At 61.7% G+C, this 16,453-nt stretch carries 13 protein-coding genes; 8 read left to right on the forward strand and 5 right to left on the reverse strand.

The features are described 5' to 3' along the window. The first annotated feature begins 276 nt into the window (after positions 1-276). Positions 277-4,335 carry a phosphoribosylformylglycinamidine synthase gene (purL, locus tag ACRWA7_RS24365; RefSeq protein WP_438396603.1) on the forward strand — a complete coding sequence of 1,353 codons (4,059 nt, stop codon included), beginning with the start codon at positions 277-279 and terminating at the stop codon, positions 4,333-4,335. A gap of 106 nt (positions 4,336-4,441) precedes the next feature. Here purL and ACRWA7_RS24370 read toward each other — a convergent pair whose 3' ends face one another. The 5 genes from ACRWA7_RS24370 to ACRWA7_RS24390 form a co-directional block, all read right to left on the reverse strand. Continuing rightward, on the reverse strand, positions 4,442-5,224 hold the full coding sequence (locus ACRWA7_RS24370) for a peptidylprolyl isomerase (protein WP_438396604.1): 783 nt from the start codon (positions 5,222-5,224) through the stop codon (positions 4,442-4,444). A gap of 87 nt (positions 5,225-5,311) precedes the next feature. Further along, complete coding sequence (locus ACRWA7_RS24375; RefSeq protein ID WP_438396605.1) at positions 5,312-5,635, reverse strand: BolA family protein; 324 nt, start codon at positions 5,633-5,635, stop codon at positions 5,312-5,314. Continuing rightward, positions 5,632-6,171 carry a septation protein A gene (locus ACRWA7_RS24380; RefSeq protein ID WP_060857214.1) on the reverse strand — a complete coding sequence of 180 codons (540 nt, stop codon included), beginning with the start codon at positions 6,169-6,171 and terminating at the stop codon, positions 5,632-5,634. The genes ACRWA7_RS24375 and ACRWA7_RS24380 overlap by 4 nt, the downstream gene beginning before the upstream one ends. 258 nt (positions 6,172-6,429) lie before the next feature. Next, the gene (gene msrB / locus ACRWA7_RS24385) at positions 6,430-6,852 is read right to left on the reverse strand and encodes a peptide-methionine (R)-S-oxide reductase MsrB (RefSeq protein WP_060857215.1); all 423 of its coding nucleotides are present in this window, start codon (positions 6,850-6,852) and stop codon (positions 6,430-6,432) included. Between the two features lie 63 nt (positions 6,853-6,915). Then, positions 6,916-8,502 (reverse strand): protein adenylyltransferase SelO, encoded by a 1,587-nt coding sequence (locus tag ACRWA7_RS24390; protein WP_438396606.1) that lies wholly within the window; start codon positions 8,500-8,502, stop codon positions 6,916-6,918. Between the two features lie 173 nt (positions 8,503-8,675). Between ACRWA7_RS24390 and ACRWA7_RS24395 the strand changes: the two genes are divergently transcribed. From ACRWA7_RS24395 to ACRWA7_RS24425, 7 genes are all read left to right on the forward strand, one after another. Continuing rightward, a complete protein-coding gene (locus ACRWA7_RS24395) occupies positions 8,676-10,334 on the forward strand; it encodes a 3-(methylthio)propionyl-CoA ligase (protein WP_438396607.1) in 1,659 nt (552 codons plus the stop codon). Positions 10,335-10,585: 251 nt separating this feature from the next. Further along, positions 10,586-12,670 (forward strand): 3-hydroxyacyl-CoA dehydrogenase NAD-binding domain-containing protein, encoded by a 2,085-nt coding sequence (locus tag ACRWA7_RS24400; protein ID WP_438396769.1) that lies wholly within the window; start codon positions 10,586-10,588, stop codon positions 12,668-12,670. A gap of 23 nt (positions 12,671-12,693) precedes the next feature. Next, positions 12,694-13,320, forward strand: coding sequence for a bifunctional nicotinamidase/pyrazinamidase (gene pncA / locus ACRWA7_RS24405; protein WP_438396608.1), 627 nt, complete (start codon positions 12,694-12,696; stop codon positions 13,318-13,320). 39 nt (positions 13,321-13,359) lie between these two features. Next, positions 13,360-14,538 carry an acetyl-CoA C-acyltransferase gene (locus ACRWA7_RS24410; protein WP_438396609.1) on the forward strand — a complete coding sequence of 393 codons (1,179 nt, stop codon included), beginning with the start codon at positions 13,360-13,362 and terminating at the stop codon, positions 14,536-14,538. Between the two features lie 89 nt (positions 14,539-14,627). Continuing rightward, positions 14,628-14,930 carry a Dabb family protein gene (locus tag ACRWA7_RS24415; RefSeq protein WP_438396610.1) on the forward strand — a complete coding sequence of 101 codons (303 nt, stop codon included), beginning with the start codon at positions 14,628-14,630 and terminating at the stop codon, positions 14,928-14,930. A 4-nt stretch (positions 14,931-14,934) separates the two neighbouring features. Beyond that, positions 14,935-15,399 (forward strand): PaaI family thioesterase, encoded by a 465-nt coding sequence (locus ACRWA7_RS24420; RefSeq protein WP_060857221.1) that lies wholly within the window; start codon positions 14,935-14,937, stop codon positions 15,397-15,399. Between the two features lie 39 nt (positions 15,400-15,438). Beyond that, positions 15,439-16,446, forward strand: coding sequence for an NADP-dependent oxidoreductase (locus ACRWA7_RS24425; RefSeq protein ID WP_438396611.1), 1,008 nt, complete (start codon positions 15,439-15,441; stop codon positions 16,444-16,446). The last annotated feature ends 7 nt before the right edge of the window (positions 16,447-16,453 follow it).

Below are 16,453 nucleotides of genomic sequence, written 5' to 3' on the forward strand. Positions count from 1 at the left end.
CGCTGCGAGGTAGGCCGAATCCATGAGCCGGGTCCGTTGCAGCCGCGGGAACTGAGGCGCGGCGCGGCTTTCAGCGGGCATCGCCGGAACAGGTCAAAAACTATCCCATCGTCATTGGGAGATGGCGAAGCGCGGCGCATACCGTTTCACGCATGGCCGCGAGGGCGTTTTCGAGACACTTCCGGGTTATAATCCGAGTCTTCCCATCGCCAAATGCGGCGCGTCCGCAAGCGGCTCCGACGTCTTTCGTCCCGACGTCTTCTAAGCACCGTGACAATGGCCCACTTCTCGTGTTTCCCCGGCGCTTCGGCCCTCTCTGATTTCCGTCAAACCCGCCTGCTCGAAACACTGACGCGCATCGACCCGAATATCGTGGGCGTGCGCGGCCAGTATCTGCATTTCGTGAACTCGGCCGAACCGCTCTCCGACGAAGACAGCAACCGCATTCACGCGCTGATGCACTACGGCACGCCGTTCGAAGCCGCTACGGAGCGCGGCGCGCAGGAAACCTTCATGGTCGTGCCGCGTTTTGGCACGGTGTCGCCGTGGGCAAGCAAGGCGACCGACATTGCGCATCATTGCGGTCTCACGCAGGTTCGCCGGATCGAGCGTGGTATTGAATATACGGTGCTGCTGAAGGGCGGCCTGCTCGGCACGGGCATTGGCGGCAAGAAGGCGTTGTCCGAAGCGGCGCGCGCCGAAGTGGCCGCCGCGCTGCACGACCGGATGACCGAAAGCGTCGCGCCGTCGCGCGATCACGCATTGCATCTGTTCGACGAACTTCCGGCACAACCGCTGCAAGCCGTCGATATCCTCGGCCACGGCCGCGGCGCGCTGGAAACGGCGAACGTGGAGCTGGGCCTCGCGCTCGCCGACGATGAAATCGACTATCTCGTCGATTCATTCAAGCAGTTGCAGCGCAATCCCACGGACGTCGAACTGATGATGTTCGCCCAGGCCAACAGTGAACATTGCCGCCACAAGATCTTCAACGGGCAGTGGACCATCGACGGCGAGCCGCAGGACATCTCGCTGTTCAACATGATCCGCAATACCGAGAAGCTGAACCACGCCGGCACGATCGTCGCGTATTCGGACAACTCGGCGATCATGGAAGGCGGCACGGCCGAGCGCTGGTTCCCGCGCGGTTCGAACGAGCAATATGGGCGTCACACCGAACTCACGCACACGCTGATGAAGGTCGAAACGCACAACCACCCGACCGCCATTTCTCCGTTCGCGGGCGCGGCAACGGGCTCGGGCGGCGAGATTCGCGACGAAGGCGCGACCGGCCGCGGCGCGCGTCCGAAGGCCGGTCTGGCCGGTTTCACGGTCTCCAATCTCGATCTGCCCCATGCACGCCAGCCGTGGGAAAACGCCCGCGACAGCGCCGTGCCGGTGCCGCAGCGCAATCCTTCGGATGCGCACGAGCCGTATGGAAGGCCTGAGCGCATTGCCTCGCCGCTGCAGATCATGATCGATGGCCCCATCGGCGCGGCTGCGTTCAACAACGAATTTGGCCGGCCCAACCTGGGCGGCTATTTCCGCGCGTATGAGCAGAACGCCGCAGGGCGCGTGCGCGGCTATCACAAGCCGATCATGATCGCGGGCGGGATCGGCAATATCTCGGACCAGCACACGCACAAGATGGATCTGCCGGCGGGATCTTTGCTGATTCAGATCGGCGGCCCCGGCATGCGCATTGGCATGGGCGGCGGCGCCGCGAGTTCCATGGCGACCGGCGCCAATACCGCGCAACTCGACTTCGATTCCGTCCAGCGCGGCAATCCGGAAATCCAGCGGCGCGCGCAGGAAGTGATCAACGCGTGCTGGCAACTGGGCGCGGAAAATCCCATCCTGAGCATTCACGACGTAGGCGCGGGCGGGTTGTCGAACGCGTTCCCCGAACTTGTCGATGGCGCCGGCAAAGGCGCGCGTTTCGAACTGCGCCGTGTGCAACTGGAAGAGTCCGGTTTGTCGCCGCGCGAAATCTGGTCGAACGAGGCGCAGGAAAGGTACGTGCTGGCGATTGCGCCAGAAAGCCTGCCGGCCTTCGAAGCGATCTGCACGCGTGAGCGCTGCCCGGTGGCTGTGGTCGGTGTTGCCACCGAAGAACGCCAGCTCAAGCTGATCGACGATCAGAAGAACGCCGGTCAGACGCTCGAACCCGTCGACATGCCCATGGACGTGCTGCTCGGCAAGACGCCCAAGATGCATCGCGACGTGAAGCGTGAAGTGCTGGCATTCGAACCCGTCGATGTAACCGGCCTGGTCTTGTCCGAGATTGCAGTGAGCGTGTTGAAGCATCCCACGGTTGCCAGCAAGTCGTTTCTGATTACCATCGGCGACCGTTCGGTGGGCGGCACCACGGCGCGCGACCAGATGGTCGGCCCGTGGCAAGTGCCTGTCGCCGATTGCGCGATCACCACCATGGATTACGCCGGCTTCCGTGGCGAGGCCATGACCATCGCCGAGCGCACGCCTCTGGCGGTGATCGACGCACCCGCGTCGGGCCGCATGGCCGTTGGCGAAGCGGTGACGAACATCGCGGCGGCGCCTGTGGAGTCGCTGAACAAGCTGAAGCTCTCCGCCAACTGGATGGCCGCGTGCGGCAGTCCCGGCGAAGATGCCGCATTGTTCGATACCGTGAAGGCCATCGGCATGGAACTGTGCCCGGCGCTGGGCATCAGCATTCCGGTCGGCAAGGATTCGCTGTCGATGCGCACCAAGTGGCAGGACGCAACCGGCGCGGCGAAGGAAGTCGTGTCGCCGGTATCGCTGATCATTTCGGCGTTCGCGCCGGTCGAGGACGTGCGCCGCCAGCTTACGCCGCAATTGCAGCGCGGTACGGACACGGTGCTGATTTCCATCGACCTCGGGCGCGGCAAGAACCGTCTGGGCGGCAGCATCCTGGCGCAAGTCACGCAGCAGATAGGCGACGCGGTTCCAGATGTCGATGACGCCGAAGACCTGAAGCGTTTTTTCAACGCCATTCAGTCGCTGAACGCCGCGGGCAAGTTGCTCGCGTATCACGACCGTTCCGATGGCGGCCTGTGGGCGACCGTCTGCGAAATGGCGTTCGCGGGGCACGTGGGTGTGTCATTGAACGTGGACATGCTGATCCTCGATCCGAACCACGAATCCGATTACGGCGACGCCAAGGACTGGGCGAAGCAGACCAGCGGACGCCGTGAGGACCGCACCATCCGCGCGTTGTTTTCGGAGGAACTCGGCGGCGTGATCCAGGTGCGTCTGTCCGATCGGGACGCCGTGCTGGCCGCCTTGCGCGAACACGGGTTGTCGGCGTGTTCGGAAGTCATCGGCAAGCCGAACGAGCGTGATGTCATCGAGATTTATCGCGACGCAAAAAAGGTCTACGACGCGCCGCGCCACGCGTTGCAGCGTGCCTGGAGCGAAGTGAGCTGGCGTATTGCGCGTTTGCGCGATAACCCCGCATGCGCCGATGCCGAGTACGACGCGTTGCTCGACGCGAACGATCCTGGCATCTCGCCGGTCCTGACTTTCGATCCGGCTCAGGATGTGTCGGCGCCGTTCGTGGGCACGGGCGCGCGTCCGCGTGTGGCGATCCTGCGCGAGCAGGGCGTGAATTCCCATCTGGAAACGGCTTATGCGTTCGACCGGTCCGGCTTCGACACGCACGACGTCCACATGAGCGACTTGCTGGAAGGGCGCGTGACGCTGGCGGACTTCGCGGGCGCCGTGGCATGCGGCGGCTTTTCGTACGGCGACGTGCTCGGCGCTGGCGAAGGCTGGGCGAAGACGATCCGTTTCAATCTGCGTCTCGCCGACATGTTCGCCGGATTCTTCGGTCGCGCCGATACGTTCGCGCTCGGCATCTGCAACGGTTGCCAGATGATGAGCAGCCTTGCATCGATGATTCCCGGCGCCGACGCGTGGCCCAAATTCACGCGCAACAAGTCGGAGCAGTTCGAGGCGCGGTTTTCATCGGTTCAGGTGCAGGGTTCGCCGTCTATCTTCTTTGCCGGCATGGAAGGCTCGCGCCTTCCGGTGGCAGTTGCGCACGGTGAAGGTTTCGCGGACTTCTCGCAACAAGGCGATGCAACCCAGGCACTGGTGGCGATGCGCTTCGTCGATCATCAAGGCGCGGCGACCGAGCGCTATCCGTACAATCCGAATGGATCGCCGGCGGGGATTACCTCCGTCACCACGCCGGACGGGCGTTTTACGGTGTTGATGCCGCACATGGAGCGCGTGCACAGGAATGTGCAGATGAGCTGGACGCCGAACGACTGGACTGCCGATGCAAGTCCGTGGTTGCGCGTGTTCCAGAATGCACGGCGTTGGATCGGGTAAAGCGGTGGACGTGCGGCGAGAGCGGGTTTGCCGCTAGCCGCCGAACCCATGAAAAAGCCGCTCGGAACATCGAGCGGCTTCTTTACGTCGGCTAACTAAAACAGCGTTACTTGATCGTGGCTTTCTTGCGCAGATCTTCCTCGAACGCAGCCAGCTTTTCCTGCTGAATCTGCTGCGCAATCTGCGCCTTGACCTGCTCCAAGGGCGGCGGCGCGACGTCGCGCACATCGTCGAGCCGGATGATGTGCCAGCCGAACTGCGTCTTCACCGGCGTGTCGGTCATCTCACCCTTCTTCAACTTCTCAGCCGCCGCGCCGAACTCCGGCACATAAGCCTGCGGGCTCGACCAGTCCAGGTCGCCGCCGTTCTTGCCTGATCCCGGGTCCTTCGAATATTGCTTCGCCAAATCTTCGAAGCTCGCGCCACCCTTGATCTTCGCGATCAAATCCTTGGCCTGCGCTTCGTTGTCGACCAGGATGTGGTGCAGGTGATATTCCTTGCCGCCGCCAGCCTGCTTGACCATCTCGTCGTAACGTGCCTTGATCTCGGCGTCGGTGGGCGCGTTGGCCTTCACGAAGTCTTCAATCAACGCACGCAACACCACCGTTTGCTGGGCCACTGCAATCTGCGCCTTCACGTCCGGACGCGTGGCAATACCGCGGCGCGCGGCCTCCTGCATCAGGATTTCGCGGTTGACCAGTTCCTGACGCACGGCCGCCTGCAATTGCGGCGTGTCCTGCTGGCCTTGCTGGACCAGTTGCGCGACGAGCGCGTCGACGCGGGATTTCGGAATCGGCGTGCCGTTGACCACGGCAATGTTCTGAGCGAAAGTAGGCGCTGCCGCGAACGCGGCCAGCAATACCCAAATACGGGGGTTTTTTAGAATCATCGATAGTTCCTGATCAGAACGAGGGCTGGAAATTCGAGGCTGAAAACGAGGCGGCTTGCGAACTTGAGCCCGCAGCAACATGGAGACTCATTTGAACTGGTCTGCAAATTCTTCAGGCGTATAAGCCTTGATGGCGAGGGCATGAATGCCGCGCCGCATCTCGTCGGCCAGCGCATCATACACTAGCCGGTGCCGCGCCACGCGTGGCTTCCCGGCGAATCCGGCCGCCACGATGGTCACCGTATAGTGGCTTCCCGCCGATGCCCCGGCGTGTCCGGCATGCGCCGCGCTGTCGTCGTCGATATGAACCGATTGCGCGTTCAGCGCCGCATTCAGCCGTGCTTCGAGGTGCGCGATTTTGCCTTCGGCGGAAGCGTTGACGAAGGTGTCCGTGGAGGCTGGAATGCTCATTTTCCTTCGTCCTCTTTCATGTACTTCGCCAGCCACAAACTCTGCGCGACGATAAACACGAGCAGGCAGCCCGTCGCGCCGAAAAGCTTGAAGTTGACCCATTGATCGGTGGTGTAGTTGTACGCCACGAACAGGTTGACCACGCCGAGGATCGCAAAAAACACCGCCCATGCGAGGTTCAACTGGCCCCACACGCGATGCGGCAGCACGATCTGCTTGCCCATCATCGCCTCGATGAGGTTCTTGCCGAACGCAACCTGGGAGACGATCAGCGCTCCGGCGAAAAGCCAGTAAAGCGCGGTGGGTTTCCACTTGATGAACGTATCGTTATGCAGCACGAGCGTTGCGCCGCCGAACACGACCACGACGCCCAGGCTCACCCACAGCATGGGGTCCACCTTGCGATGCCGGAACGCGACCCACGCAATCTGCACGAGCGTGGCGACGATCGCGACCGCCGTGGCCGTGTAGATGCCCCAGATCTTGAAAGCAACGAAGAAGAGGAGGATCGGAAACAGATCGAACAGAAATTTCATTTCGTAGATTTCTTAGGGACGAAGAGGGGCATCGATTTCAAACCGGTTGAACGGTTTAGAACGTGCTCGCACGCCAGATGCGGCCCGGATCGAATTGTGTCCGCCGCAGCCGCGAAAAGACGCGTGTGAAGCAAATGTGACTCAAGGGATCTTTAGTAAGTACCCGCTAAAGAAAGCAGTTCAAACCCATGGCTCGAACGCGCCTGTTTGCACCGCAGTCATAAAAAAGGCGGCTTACCGGAGTAAGCCGCCCCGTACTTACTTGGGTTCGAATTGTAGCGCAGCCGAGTTGATGCAGTAGCGCAGGCCCGTTGGCGCGGGACCGTCCTCGAAAACGTGGCCCAGATGCGCGCCGCAGTTCTTGCATTGCACTTCGATGCGCAACATGCCGTGCGTACGATCCGTTTTTTCCTTGATGACTTCGCCATTGATCGGCTTGAAGTAGCTTGGCCAACCGCAGCCGGCATCGAATTTCGTGTCCGATTCAAAGAGCGGCGTGCCGCAACACACGCAATCGTAAACGCCGCGTTCCGTGTGATCCCAGTATTCGCCGGTGAATGGCCGCTCGGTGGCGGCGTGGCGAGTGACCTGATACTGGATATCGGACAGTTCTTTTTTGTAAGTGGCGTCGTCCTTTTGCAGCGGAGCAGCGGGTTCCTTCGTGAGGTCGTCTCGGTTCATCTTTCGTTTCTCCAGAGCGGTAGAGCGGCTTTGATAGTCCGGCTCAAGTATTTGGGGGCTTTTTCAGGAAGAACAACTGACTTCCAGATCGTTCGCCCAGTCGGGCGGCAGGCCGGCGTAGGATTCGAATTCGGGTTGCTCACTAAACGGATGGCGCAGCACGCGTGCCAGCCGTTCGACTTCCGAAAAATCCTTTTCCTTCGCCAGGCGGATGGCGTTTTCGGCCAGATGATTGCGCAGGACGAACTTCGGATTGACAGCGTTCATGGCAATGGCGCGGTCTTCGTCGCTGCGCGTTTCCTCCGATAAACGCAGCCGGTATGCGTTCGCCCAGACGTCGAAGGCGGCGCGATCGAGGAACAGGTCGCGCACCGGCGCATCGCCGCAAGCGTCTGCCTTGTGCATCTTGGCAAGGTTGCGAAACGTCAGCGTGAAGTCGGCTCGGTTCGCGTTCATCGCTTCGAACAACTGGTTGGCGAGTTTATCGTCGCCATCGCGGATTTCCGCAAGACCGAGTTTCGCGCGCATCCGGCGTTCGAGCGCGGGCGCGAACCGGTCTCGGAAGCCCTCCAGCACGCGTTGCGCATCTTCAATGATCTTCTCGTTGCGAACGGATTCGTCGTAATGCGGACCGAATAGCGGCACCAGCGCTTGCGCCAGACAAAACAGGTTCCAGTAGCCAATCTGCGGTTGCATCTTGTACGCGTAGCGGCCTTGCGAATCCGAGTGATTGCAGATGTGACCGGCGTTGAATCCGTCGATAAACCCAAACGGCCCGTAGTCGATCGTCAGCCCAAGGATCGACATGTTGTCCGTGTTCATCACGCCGTGACAAAAGCCGACCGCTTGCCAGTCCGCCATCAGATCGGCGGTGCGCAGCGTGACTTCGTTCAGGAGCGCGAGGTAAGGGTCATCGGCTTCACGGCATTGCGGATAAAACCGGTCGATCACGTGATCGGCGAGCTTGCGCAGTTCGTGCAGCCGGTCGTTCGTGTAGAAATGCTCGAAGTGGCCAAAGCGCACGAAACTCGGCGCAACGCGGGTCACGACCGCCGCCGTTTCCATGGTTTCGCGGCGCACGGGCTGGTCCGATCCGGTCACGCACAGCGCGCGCGTGGTCGGAATGCCGAGATGGTGCATGGCTTCCGAGCACAAATATTCGCGGATCGATGAGCGCAGCACCGCGCGGCCGTCGCCCATGCGTGAATACGGCGTGCGTCCCGCGCCCTTCAACTGCAACTCGAGCCGCTTGCCGGCGTGTTCGATTTCGCCAAGACCCAGCGCGCGGCCGTCGCCGAGTTGTCCAGCCCAGACGCCGAACTGATGCCCTGAATAAACCGATGCATACGGCAACTCATCAGGCGGTAAATCGCGGGTTGTGTTGCCCGTGAAATATTCGATAAATGCAGGATCGTGCGCATGGCTTGCGTCGAATCCGAGTTGCGCGGCGGTATCGGCGGAAATGCCGACCAGATAAGGCGCGGGCAAGGGCGAGGCGGGCAGGCGCGTGAGGAACGCGGAACCGAGCGCGACGAATGAATCCCGGCGGTCGGTTTCAATGGACCCGACCAGCGCATTCACTGCGTCCGGGCCCGCCAGTTCGGCTTCTGCAGCGGCACCGGCAACCGTACCGCTTGGGGAAAACGACATATTGAGCACCTCATGGTTAACCGATATTGTAAATCCGCGCCCGCGCCGCTGCAGGAGCCCGCTCCGAGCCTTTCGCACCTTGGCTTTGAGACAAAATCAGATATTGCTTATCCAGGTATCGCAGTAGAACGCGCATCGAATCCCGTGCATCCGGACTTGTGAGGAACTTGCCCATGACGTCGCCGCTTTTCGGCCAGATGATGGATGTACCGCTGCTCGCTTCATCGCTGATTTCCCACGCTTCGCGCCACTTCGGCAGTACCGAGATCGTGTCGCGCCGTGTTGAAGGCGACATTCATCGCTACACCTGGCGCGATTGCGAAAAGCGCGCGAAGCAGCTTGCGCAGGCGCTCATTGGCCTGAACGTGCAGCCGGGCGAGCGCATCGGCACACTGGCCTGGAATGGGTATCGTCACCTGGAGTGCTATTACGGCGTGAGCGGCATGGGCGCCGTTTGCCACACGATCAACCCGCGGCTGTTTCCCGACCAGATTGCGTTCATCATCAACCATGCCGACGACGAATATGTCGCCTTCGACATGACGTTCACGGCGCTTGTCGACGCCATTGCGCCGCAGTGCCCGAACGTGAAAGGCTGGATCGCGCTTGGCGACGAAGCGTGCATCAGCACCCATCTCGCCGACATGGCCACGCCTGTCATCAGCTACGAAACGCTGCTCGCAAGGCACGATGGCGACTACGCATGGCCCGTGCTCGATGAATGCTCGGCATCGTTTCTTTGCTACACGTCCGGCACGACCGGCAATCCGAAGGGCGCGCTCTACACGCATCGTTCGACGGTCTTGCACGCTTTCGGCGCGGCGCTTCCCGACGCCATGGCCTGTTCGTCACGCGATTCGATCCTGCCCGTCGTGCCAATGTTCCACGTCAACGCATGGGGCATTCCGCACGCCGCGCCGCTCGTCGGCGCAAAGCTCGTGCTGCCCGGCAATTGTCTCGATGGCAAGTCGCTCTATGAACTGATGGAAGCCGAAGGCGTGACCTATTCGGCTGGCGTGCCGACCGTATGGCTGGGTTTGCTCAACTACGTGAAGCAGGCCGGCGTGCGCTTTCACACGCTGCAACGGACGGTGATTGGGGGCTCGGCGTGCCCGCCCGCGATGCTGCGCACGTTCGAGGACGATTACGGCGTCGAGGTCATCCATGCATGGGGCATGACGGAAATGTCGCCGCTCGGCACGCTCGCCAAGCTCAACTGGGAACAGCGCCAGCGTTCGCCGGAAGAACAGCGGCATCTGCGTGAAAAGCAGGGCCACGTCATGTTCGGCGTGGACATGAAAGTCGTCGGCGACGACGGCGCGGAACTTCCGTGGGACGGCAAGTCGTTCGGCGATCTGTACGTGCGCGGTCCGTGGGTTATCGACAGGTATTTCCGCAAGGAAGATTCGCCGCTCGTGGATGGCTGGTTTCCGACGGGAGATGTCGCGACCATCGACGAGGATGGTTTCATGAACATCACGGATCGCAGCAAGGACGTGATCAAGTCGGGCGGCGAATGGATCAGTTCGATCGATCTGGAGAACGTGATGATGTCGCATCCGCAAGTTGCGGAGGCCGCGTGCATTGCGTGTTCGCACCCGAAGTGGACGGAGCGGCCGCTGATCGTGGTCGTGCCGCGTCCAGGCGCGACCGTGACGCGCGAGGAATTGCTCGCGTTTTATGACGGCAAGGTGGCGAAGTGGTGGCGCCCGGACGACGTTGTTTTCGCCGATGAACTTCCGCATACGGCAACCGGCAAGCTGCAGAAGCTGCGGTTGCGGGAGTTGTATCGTGAACATGTGTTGCCGACGGTTGGCGAAAGCGTCGACTAGATCATGATTCACCGGGCTGCCGCCGCGCAGCCCGCGTCCGCCTTTTTCTTCCTTTTACGTCCCGCCTCCGTCATCCCGCAATAATGAAATTGAACGATCGTTCTTTTTTGTGTATTCTTCACGGGTAACGCAGACTTACCGCAACAATTATCGCGGCACGGAAATCAGCGTCATCCGGATTTTTGCCGGAAGATACGAACGAGACATGGCGCGCATCGAATTGCATGAAAGACGGAATGGAGGAAGACGAAATGGCAGTGGATTACACGACCCGCGACGGCATCGCCGTTATCACGCTGAACAACCCGCCGGTGAATGGCCTCGGGTTTTCCACGCGGCTTGGCATTGTTGAAGGCGTGGAGAAAGCCCAGGCCGACGCGTCGGTCAAGGCGATCGTGCTGATCGGCGCGGGCAAGGCATTTTCCGGCGGCGCCGACATCACCGAATTCAATACGCCGAAGGCGACCCAGGAACCGACGCTGCATACCGTCATCAAGGTCGTGGAGAGCAGCGCAAAACCTGTTGTGGCCGCGATCCATAGCGTGGCGATGGGCGGCGGTCTCGAGCTTGCGCTTGGTGCGCATTATCGGATTGCGTCGGCGGGAGCGCAGATCGCGTTGCCCGAAGTCAAGCTCGGCCTCCTGCCGGGCGCTGGCGGCACGCAGCGTCTGCCGCGCGCGGTGGGCCTTGAAACGGCGTTGAACATGATCGTCTCGGGCGCTCCGGTGATGTCGGAGAAGCTGGCCGGATCGGGCCTGTTCGACCTGATGGCCGAAGGCGACCTGCTGGATGAAGCCGTCAAATTCGCCAAGAAAGTCGGCGCGCAAGGCGGGGCGCTTCCGAAGGTGCGGGATCGCAAGATAGATCATCCGAACGCGGAAGGTTTCATTCAGTTCGCGCGCAACATGGTCACGCCGATGGCGAAGAATTTCCCGGCGCCGCTCAAATGCATCGATGCAGTCGCGGCCGGCGTGAAGCTCGGTTTCGACCAAGGCCTGGCGGTCGAGCGCGAATGTTTCATGGCGCTGGTGCAGACGCCTGAAAGCCGCGCGCTGCGTCATGCGTTTTTCGGCGAACGCGCGGCGAGCAAGATTCCCGATGTGCCGTCGAATACGCCGGTGCGCAAGATCGAGCGCGTGGGTGTGATCGGCGCGGGAACCATGGGCGGCGGTATCGCGATGAACTTCATCAACGCCGGCCTGCCCGTGACCTTGCTTGAAACGAAACAGGAAGCGCTCGATCGCGGCCTCGCGACGATTCGCAAGAACTACGAAAGCGCCGTGAAGAAAGGCCGGCTGACGGCTGAAAAGCTCGAAGAACGGCTTGCGCTGATCACGCCGACTCTTTCCTACGATGACCTCAAGGATGCGGATCTCATTGTTGAAGCGGTGTTCGAGGAACTCGGCGTGAAAGAGCAAGTGTTCTCGAAACTCGATCAGGTGGCGAAGAAGGGGGCAATCCTGGCGTCGAATACGTCCACGCTCGATGTCGACAAGATCGCGGCCTTCACCAGGCGTCCCGAAGACGTCGTCGGCATGCACTTCTTCAGCCCCGCGAACGTGATGAAACTGCTCGAAGTCGTGCGCGGCGCGAAGACATCGAAAGACGTGCTCGCGACCGTCATGCAGCTTGCCAGGAAGATCAGGAAGACGGCTGTGGTGTCGGGCGTGTGCGATGGGTTTATCGGCAACCGGATGATCGAGCAGTACTTGCGCCAGGCGCTTTTCATGCTCGAGGAGGGCGCGCTGCCGGCGCAGGTGGATCGCGCCATCGAAAAGTTTGGCTTTGCAATGGGACCGTTCCGCATGAGCGATCTGGCCGGCAATGACATTGGCTGGGCCATTCGCAAGCGCCGCTATCAGGAGAAGCCGGACCTGAAGTATTCGAAGATCGCGGACCGTTTGTGCGAGACCGGACGCTTCGGCCAGAAGACGGGCGCGGGATGGTACGACTACAAGGCTGGGGACCGTGCCGCGCATCCGTCCAAGATCGTGGACGAGATGATCGTCGGGTATTCGAAGGAACACGGTATCGAACGCCGCAAGATTGCCGACGAAGAGATCGTCGAGCGCCTCGTGCTCGCACTCGTCAATGAAGGCGCGCTGATCCTGGAAGAAGGGACTGCGTCGAAGGCGTCGGACATCGACATGGTCTATCTGACGGGCTACGGGTTTCCGCTGCATCGCGGCGGGCCGATGTTGTACGCGGACACGATCGGCCTCTACAACGTCGAGCGCGCGATGCGCAAATACGCCGCGCAAGCCAATGGCGATGCCTGGAAGCCTGCGGCGCGCGTGACCAAACTCGCGGCGCAGGGCCGCGGTTTCAATAGCTGAAACAGCCTGGAAGCGAGGCAGTAATGAAAGGTGCGGACGAAGTCCTGCTTGTCATCGACGTGCAGAACGATTTCATGCCGGGTGGCGCGTTGGCCGTGGCTCACGGCGATGAAGTCGTGCCCGTGATCAACCAGCTTGCGCTGGCGTTTTCGCATGTCGTCGTGACGCAGGACTGGCATCCGGCCACGCATGTGTCCTTCGCCGAGCATCACGCAGGGCGCGCGCCTTTCGAGATGACCACGCTCGCGTATGGCGAGCAGGTTCTATGGCCGACCCACTGCGTGCAGGACACGCAGGGCGCGGCGCTGCATCGCGGCCTGCATGTGCCGCACGCGCGGCTCGTGATCCGCAAGGGGCATCACGTGGGCGTGGATAGTTACTCGGCCTTCATGGAAGCCGATCGCGTCACGCCGACGGGCCTGACCGGCTATCTTCGTAATACCGGCGTGAAGCGCGTCTACTGCTGCGGACTGGCGACGGATTATTGCGTCGCCTGGTCCGCGCTCGACGCACGCGGCGCGGGCTTTGAAACAGTTGTTATCGACGACGCCTCCCGCGCCATCGACCTGAACGGATCGCTTGAACGCGCGTGGGAGCAGATGACGGCCGCCGGGGTTTTGCGGACCCGCTCTGTGGACGTGCTGCGCTGAACACCATCAACATTATTCGTACTTGAAGTGGAGACAGGAATGACTGACGCGGTAATCGTATCGACGGCACGTACGGGCCTGGCCAAATCGTGGCGCGGCGCATTCAACATGACGCACGGCGCAACGCTCGGCGGCCACGTGACGCGGGCGGCGGTGGAGCGCGCCGGCATTGACCCGGCGCGCGTGGAAGACGTGATCATGGGCTGCGCGAATCCGGAAGGCGCGACGGGCATGAACATCGCGCGGCAGGTCGCGTTGCGCGCCGGTTTGCCCGTCAGCACGCCCGGCATGACGGTGAACCGCTTTTGCTCGTCCGGGCTGCAAACCATCGCGCTCGCGGCGCAGCGCGTGATTGCCGGCGAAGGCGATGTCTTCGTGGCCGGCGGCGTGGAGTCCATCTCGTGCGTGCAGAACGAGATGAACCAGCACATGCTGTTCGACGGCTGGCTGAAGGAACACAAGCCCGGCATCTACTGGTCGATGTTGCAGACCGCCGAGAACGTCGCGAAGCGCTACGAAATCTCGAAGGAACGCCAGGACGAGTACGGCGTTCAGTCTCAACTGCGTGCAGCGGCCGCTCAGGCTGCGGGCAAGTTCAATGACGAGATCGTGCCGATCACCGTGCTCGCCGGTGTCGCCGACAAAGCCACGGGCCGCGTCTTTACAAAAGAACTCACGCTTTCATCCGATGAAGGCATTCGCGCCGACACGACGCTCGAAGGGGTATCGAAGATTCGCACCGCCATGCCTGGCGGCGTGATTACCGCGGGCAACGCCAGTCAGTTTTCCGATGGCGCGTCGGCCTGCGTGGTGATGAATGCGTCGCTGGCCGAAAAGGAAGGGTTGAAGCCGCTCGGGATTTTCCGGGGCTTTGCGGTCGCGGGATGCGAGCCGGACGAAATGGGTATCGGCCCGGTGTTCGCCGTGCCCAAGCTTTTGAAGAAGGCCGGGCTCAAGGTCAGCGACATCGGCTTGTGGGAATTGAACGAGGCGTTCGCGGTTCAGGTGCTGTATTGCCGCGATACCCTGGGCATTCCCGCCGACCGTCTGAACGTGAACGGCGGCGCGATTGCAGTGGGACATCCTTACGGCGTGTCGGGCGCGCGGCTGACGGGACACGCGTTGATCGAAGGGAAACGGCGCGGCGCGAAATTCGTGGTGGTCACCATGTGCATTGGCGGCGGGCAGGGCGCGGCCGGGTTGTTCGAGGTGGTGTGAGCCATGACGGTCGCCCGGGGTTTTTGATACGCTTGGGCGACGCGGCATATCCGTGCCGTGTTCGCTGCAGCTACAACCAGGAGCCTGTCTTGTTACGACACATCGTCATGTGGAAGCTGAAGGAAAACGCCGAGGGCGGCACGCGCGCCGAGAACATGGTCAAGCTGAAGGCCAAGCTCGAAAGCTGCCGCAGCATTGTTTCAGGTCAGGGGCATTTTGAGGTCGGTGTGGCGCAGGACGGCTACGAAGCCACGTGCGACGTCATCCTCGTTTCGGATTTCGATAACAAGGAAGCGCTTCACGCGTATCAGGTCCACCCGAAGCATGTTGCTATCAAGGACTTCGTGGCGGCGGTGCGTGAGTCGCGTCAATGCATCGATTACGAAGTCTGATCCCATGGCCGACTTTTCCGCGCTGCCAGAAAGCCCGTTCATCGATTCACTCGGGGTGCAGCTTGTTTCCGCCGAAGATGGCGCAAGCGAAGTCTTGCTTGCGTTGACCGCCACGCACATGAACACGTGGGGAATCGCGCACGGCGGCGTCACCATGACCCTCGCCGATGTCGCCCTTGCAATGGCGGCGCGCAGTCTAGCGGGCACGGGCATAGGCGTTGTCACCGTCGAAATGAAAGTGAACTTCATGGAGCCGGGCCGGGGCGAACTGCGCGCGTTCGCGCGCGTGCTGCATCGCTCGACCACCATGGCGTATTGCGAAGGCGAAATCCGCGATAGCGAAGGGCACTTCGTCGCCAAAGCGCTCGGAACATTCAAGTACATGCGCAGGCTCGCGGTTGGCCGCGATATTGCGCAACAACGCCTTCGATCCGATCCGTCGGCGAAACCCGGTCCGAGCGACGCCTGACCGTCAGGGAACGCATCAAGACCGCACAGGAGCATCACGATGTCCGAACGCGCTTCAATCAATCGTCAGATTCTCCTCGTCTCGCGTCCTCAGGGCGCGGCGAGCACCGACAACTTCAAGCTCATTGAAACGCCACTTGCGCCGCTCGCCGATGGCCAGGTGCGCGTGCGCAATCACTACCTCTCGCTTGATCCTTACATGCGCGGCCGCATGGACGACGCGAAGTCGTACGCCGCGTCGCAGCCGCTCAACGAAGTCATGATCGGCGGGACGGTGGGCGAAGTGGTGGAGTCGAAGCATCCAAAGTTCGCGATCGGAGACAAGGTCGTTGGAACCCATGGCTGGCAGGAATTTGGTACATCGGATGGCCGGGGCCTGCGCAAGGTCGACGATACGCACATCCCGCTTTCCGCGTATCTCGGTCCCGTGGGCATGCCCGGCGTGACGGCATGGCTTGGCCTGAACAAGATCATCGAGCCAAAGGCGGGCGAGACGGTGCTTGTCAGCGCCGCGAGCGGCGCGGTGGGCAGCGTGGTCGGACAGCTGGCGAAGGCCGCGGGTTGCCGCGCGGTGGGTATCGCGGGCGGCGCGGACAAGTGCCGGTATGTGACCGAAACCCTCGGCTTCGACGCGTGCGTGGACTATAAAGCGGGCAATCTCCACGACGACCTGAAAGCGGCGCTGCCCGATGGCGTGGACGGCTATTTCGAAAACGTCGGCGGCGAAGTGCTCGACGCCGTGTTGTCGCGCATGAACGCGTTTGGCCGTATTGCGTTATGCGGGATGATCGCGAACTATGACGGCTCGCCAAAGCCGCTTACGAAACCCTCGCTGCTGCTCACGCAGCGGCTGAAGGTGCAAGGCTTCATCGTCAGTGAGTCGCCGGAAGTCTGGCCCGAAGCGCTTGCGCAGCTTGGCGGCCTCGTGGCGCAGAAGAAGCTGCTGTATCGCGAAAGCATTGCGCAAGGACTCGAGAACGCGCCCGAAGCGTTTCTCGGCCTGCTCAAGGGCAAGAACTTCGGCAAGCAGCTCGTGAAGCTGATCTGACGCGGGT

Origin of the sequence: Caballeronia sp. DA-9, assembly GCF_051615025.1 — a bacterium.
Taxonomy (GTDB): domain Bacteria; phylum Pseudomonadota; class Gammaproteobacteria; order Burkholderiales; family Burkholderiaceae; genus Caballeronia; species Caballeronia sordidicola.

Coding starts and splice junctions, on each gene's coding strand:
- ACRWA7_RS24375 (WP_438396605.1), bottom strand. CDS start 5,635: ATGAGCATTCCAGCCTCCACGGACACCTTCGTCAACGCTTCCGCCGAA.
- ACRWA7_RS24380 (WP_060857214.1), bottom strand. CDS start 6,171: ATGAAATTTCTGTTCGATCTGTTTCCGATCCTCCTCTTCTTCGTTGCT.
- ACRWA7_RS24370 (WP_438396604.1), bottom strand. CDS start 5,224: ATGATTCTAAAAAACCCCCGTATTTGGGTATTGCTGGCCGCGTTCGCG.
- ACRWA7_RS24390 (WP_438396606.1), bottom strand. CDS start 8,502: ATGTCGTTTTCCCCAAGCGGTACGGTTGCCGGTGCCGCTGCAGAAGCC.
- ACRWA7_RS24425 (WP_438396611.1), top strand. CDS start 15,439: ATGTCCGAACGCGCTTCAATCAATCGTCAGATTCTCCTCGTCTCGCGT.
- purL (WP_438396603.1), top strand. CDS start 277: ATGGCCCACTTCTCGTGTTTCCCCGGCGCTTCGGCCCTCTCTGATTTC.
- ACRWA7_RS24410 (WP_438396609.1), top strand. CDS start 13,360: ATGACTGACGCGGTAATCGTATCGACGGCACGTACGGGCCTGGCCAAA.
- ACRWA7_RS24420 (WP_060857221.1), top strand. CDS start 14,935: ATGGCCGACTTTTCCGCGCTGCCAGAAAGCCCGTTCATCGATTCACTC.
- msrB (WP_060857215.1), bottom strand. CDS start 6,852: ATGAACCGAGACGACCTCACGAAGGAACCCGCTGCTCCGCTGCAAAAG.
- ACRWA7_RS24400 (WP_438396769.1), top strand. CDS start 10,586: ATGGCAGTGGATTACACGACCCGCGACGGCATCGCCGTTATCACGCTG.
- pncA (WP_438396608.1), top strand. CDS start 12,694: ATGAAAGGTGCGGACGAAGTCCTGCTTGTCATCGACGTGCAGAACGAT.
- ACRWA7_RS24395 (WP_438396607.1), top strand. CDS start 8,676: ATGACGTCGCCGCTTTTCGGCCAGATGATGGATGTACCGCTGCTCGCT.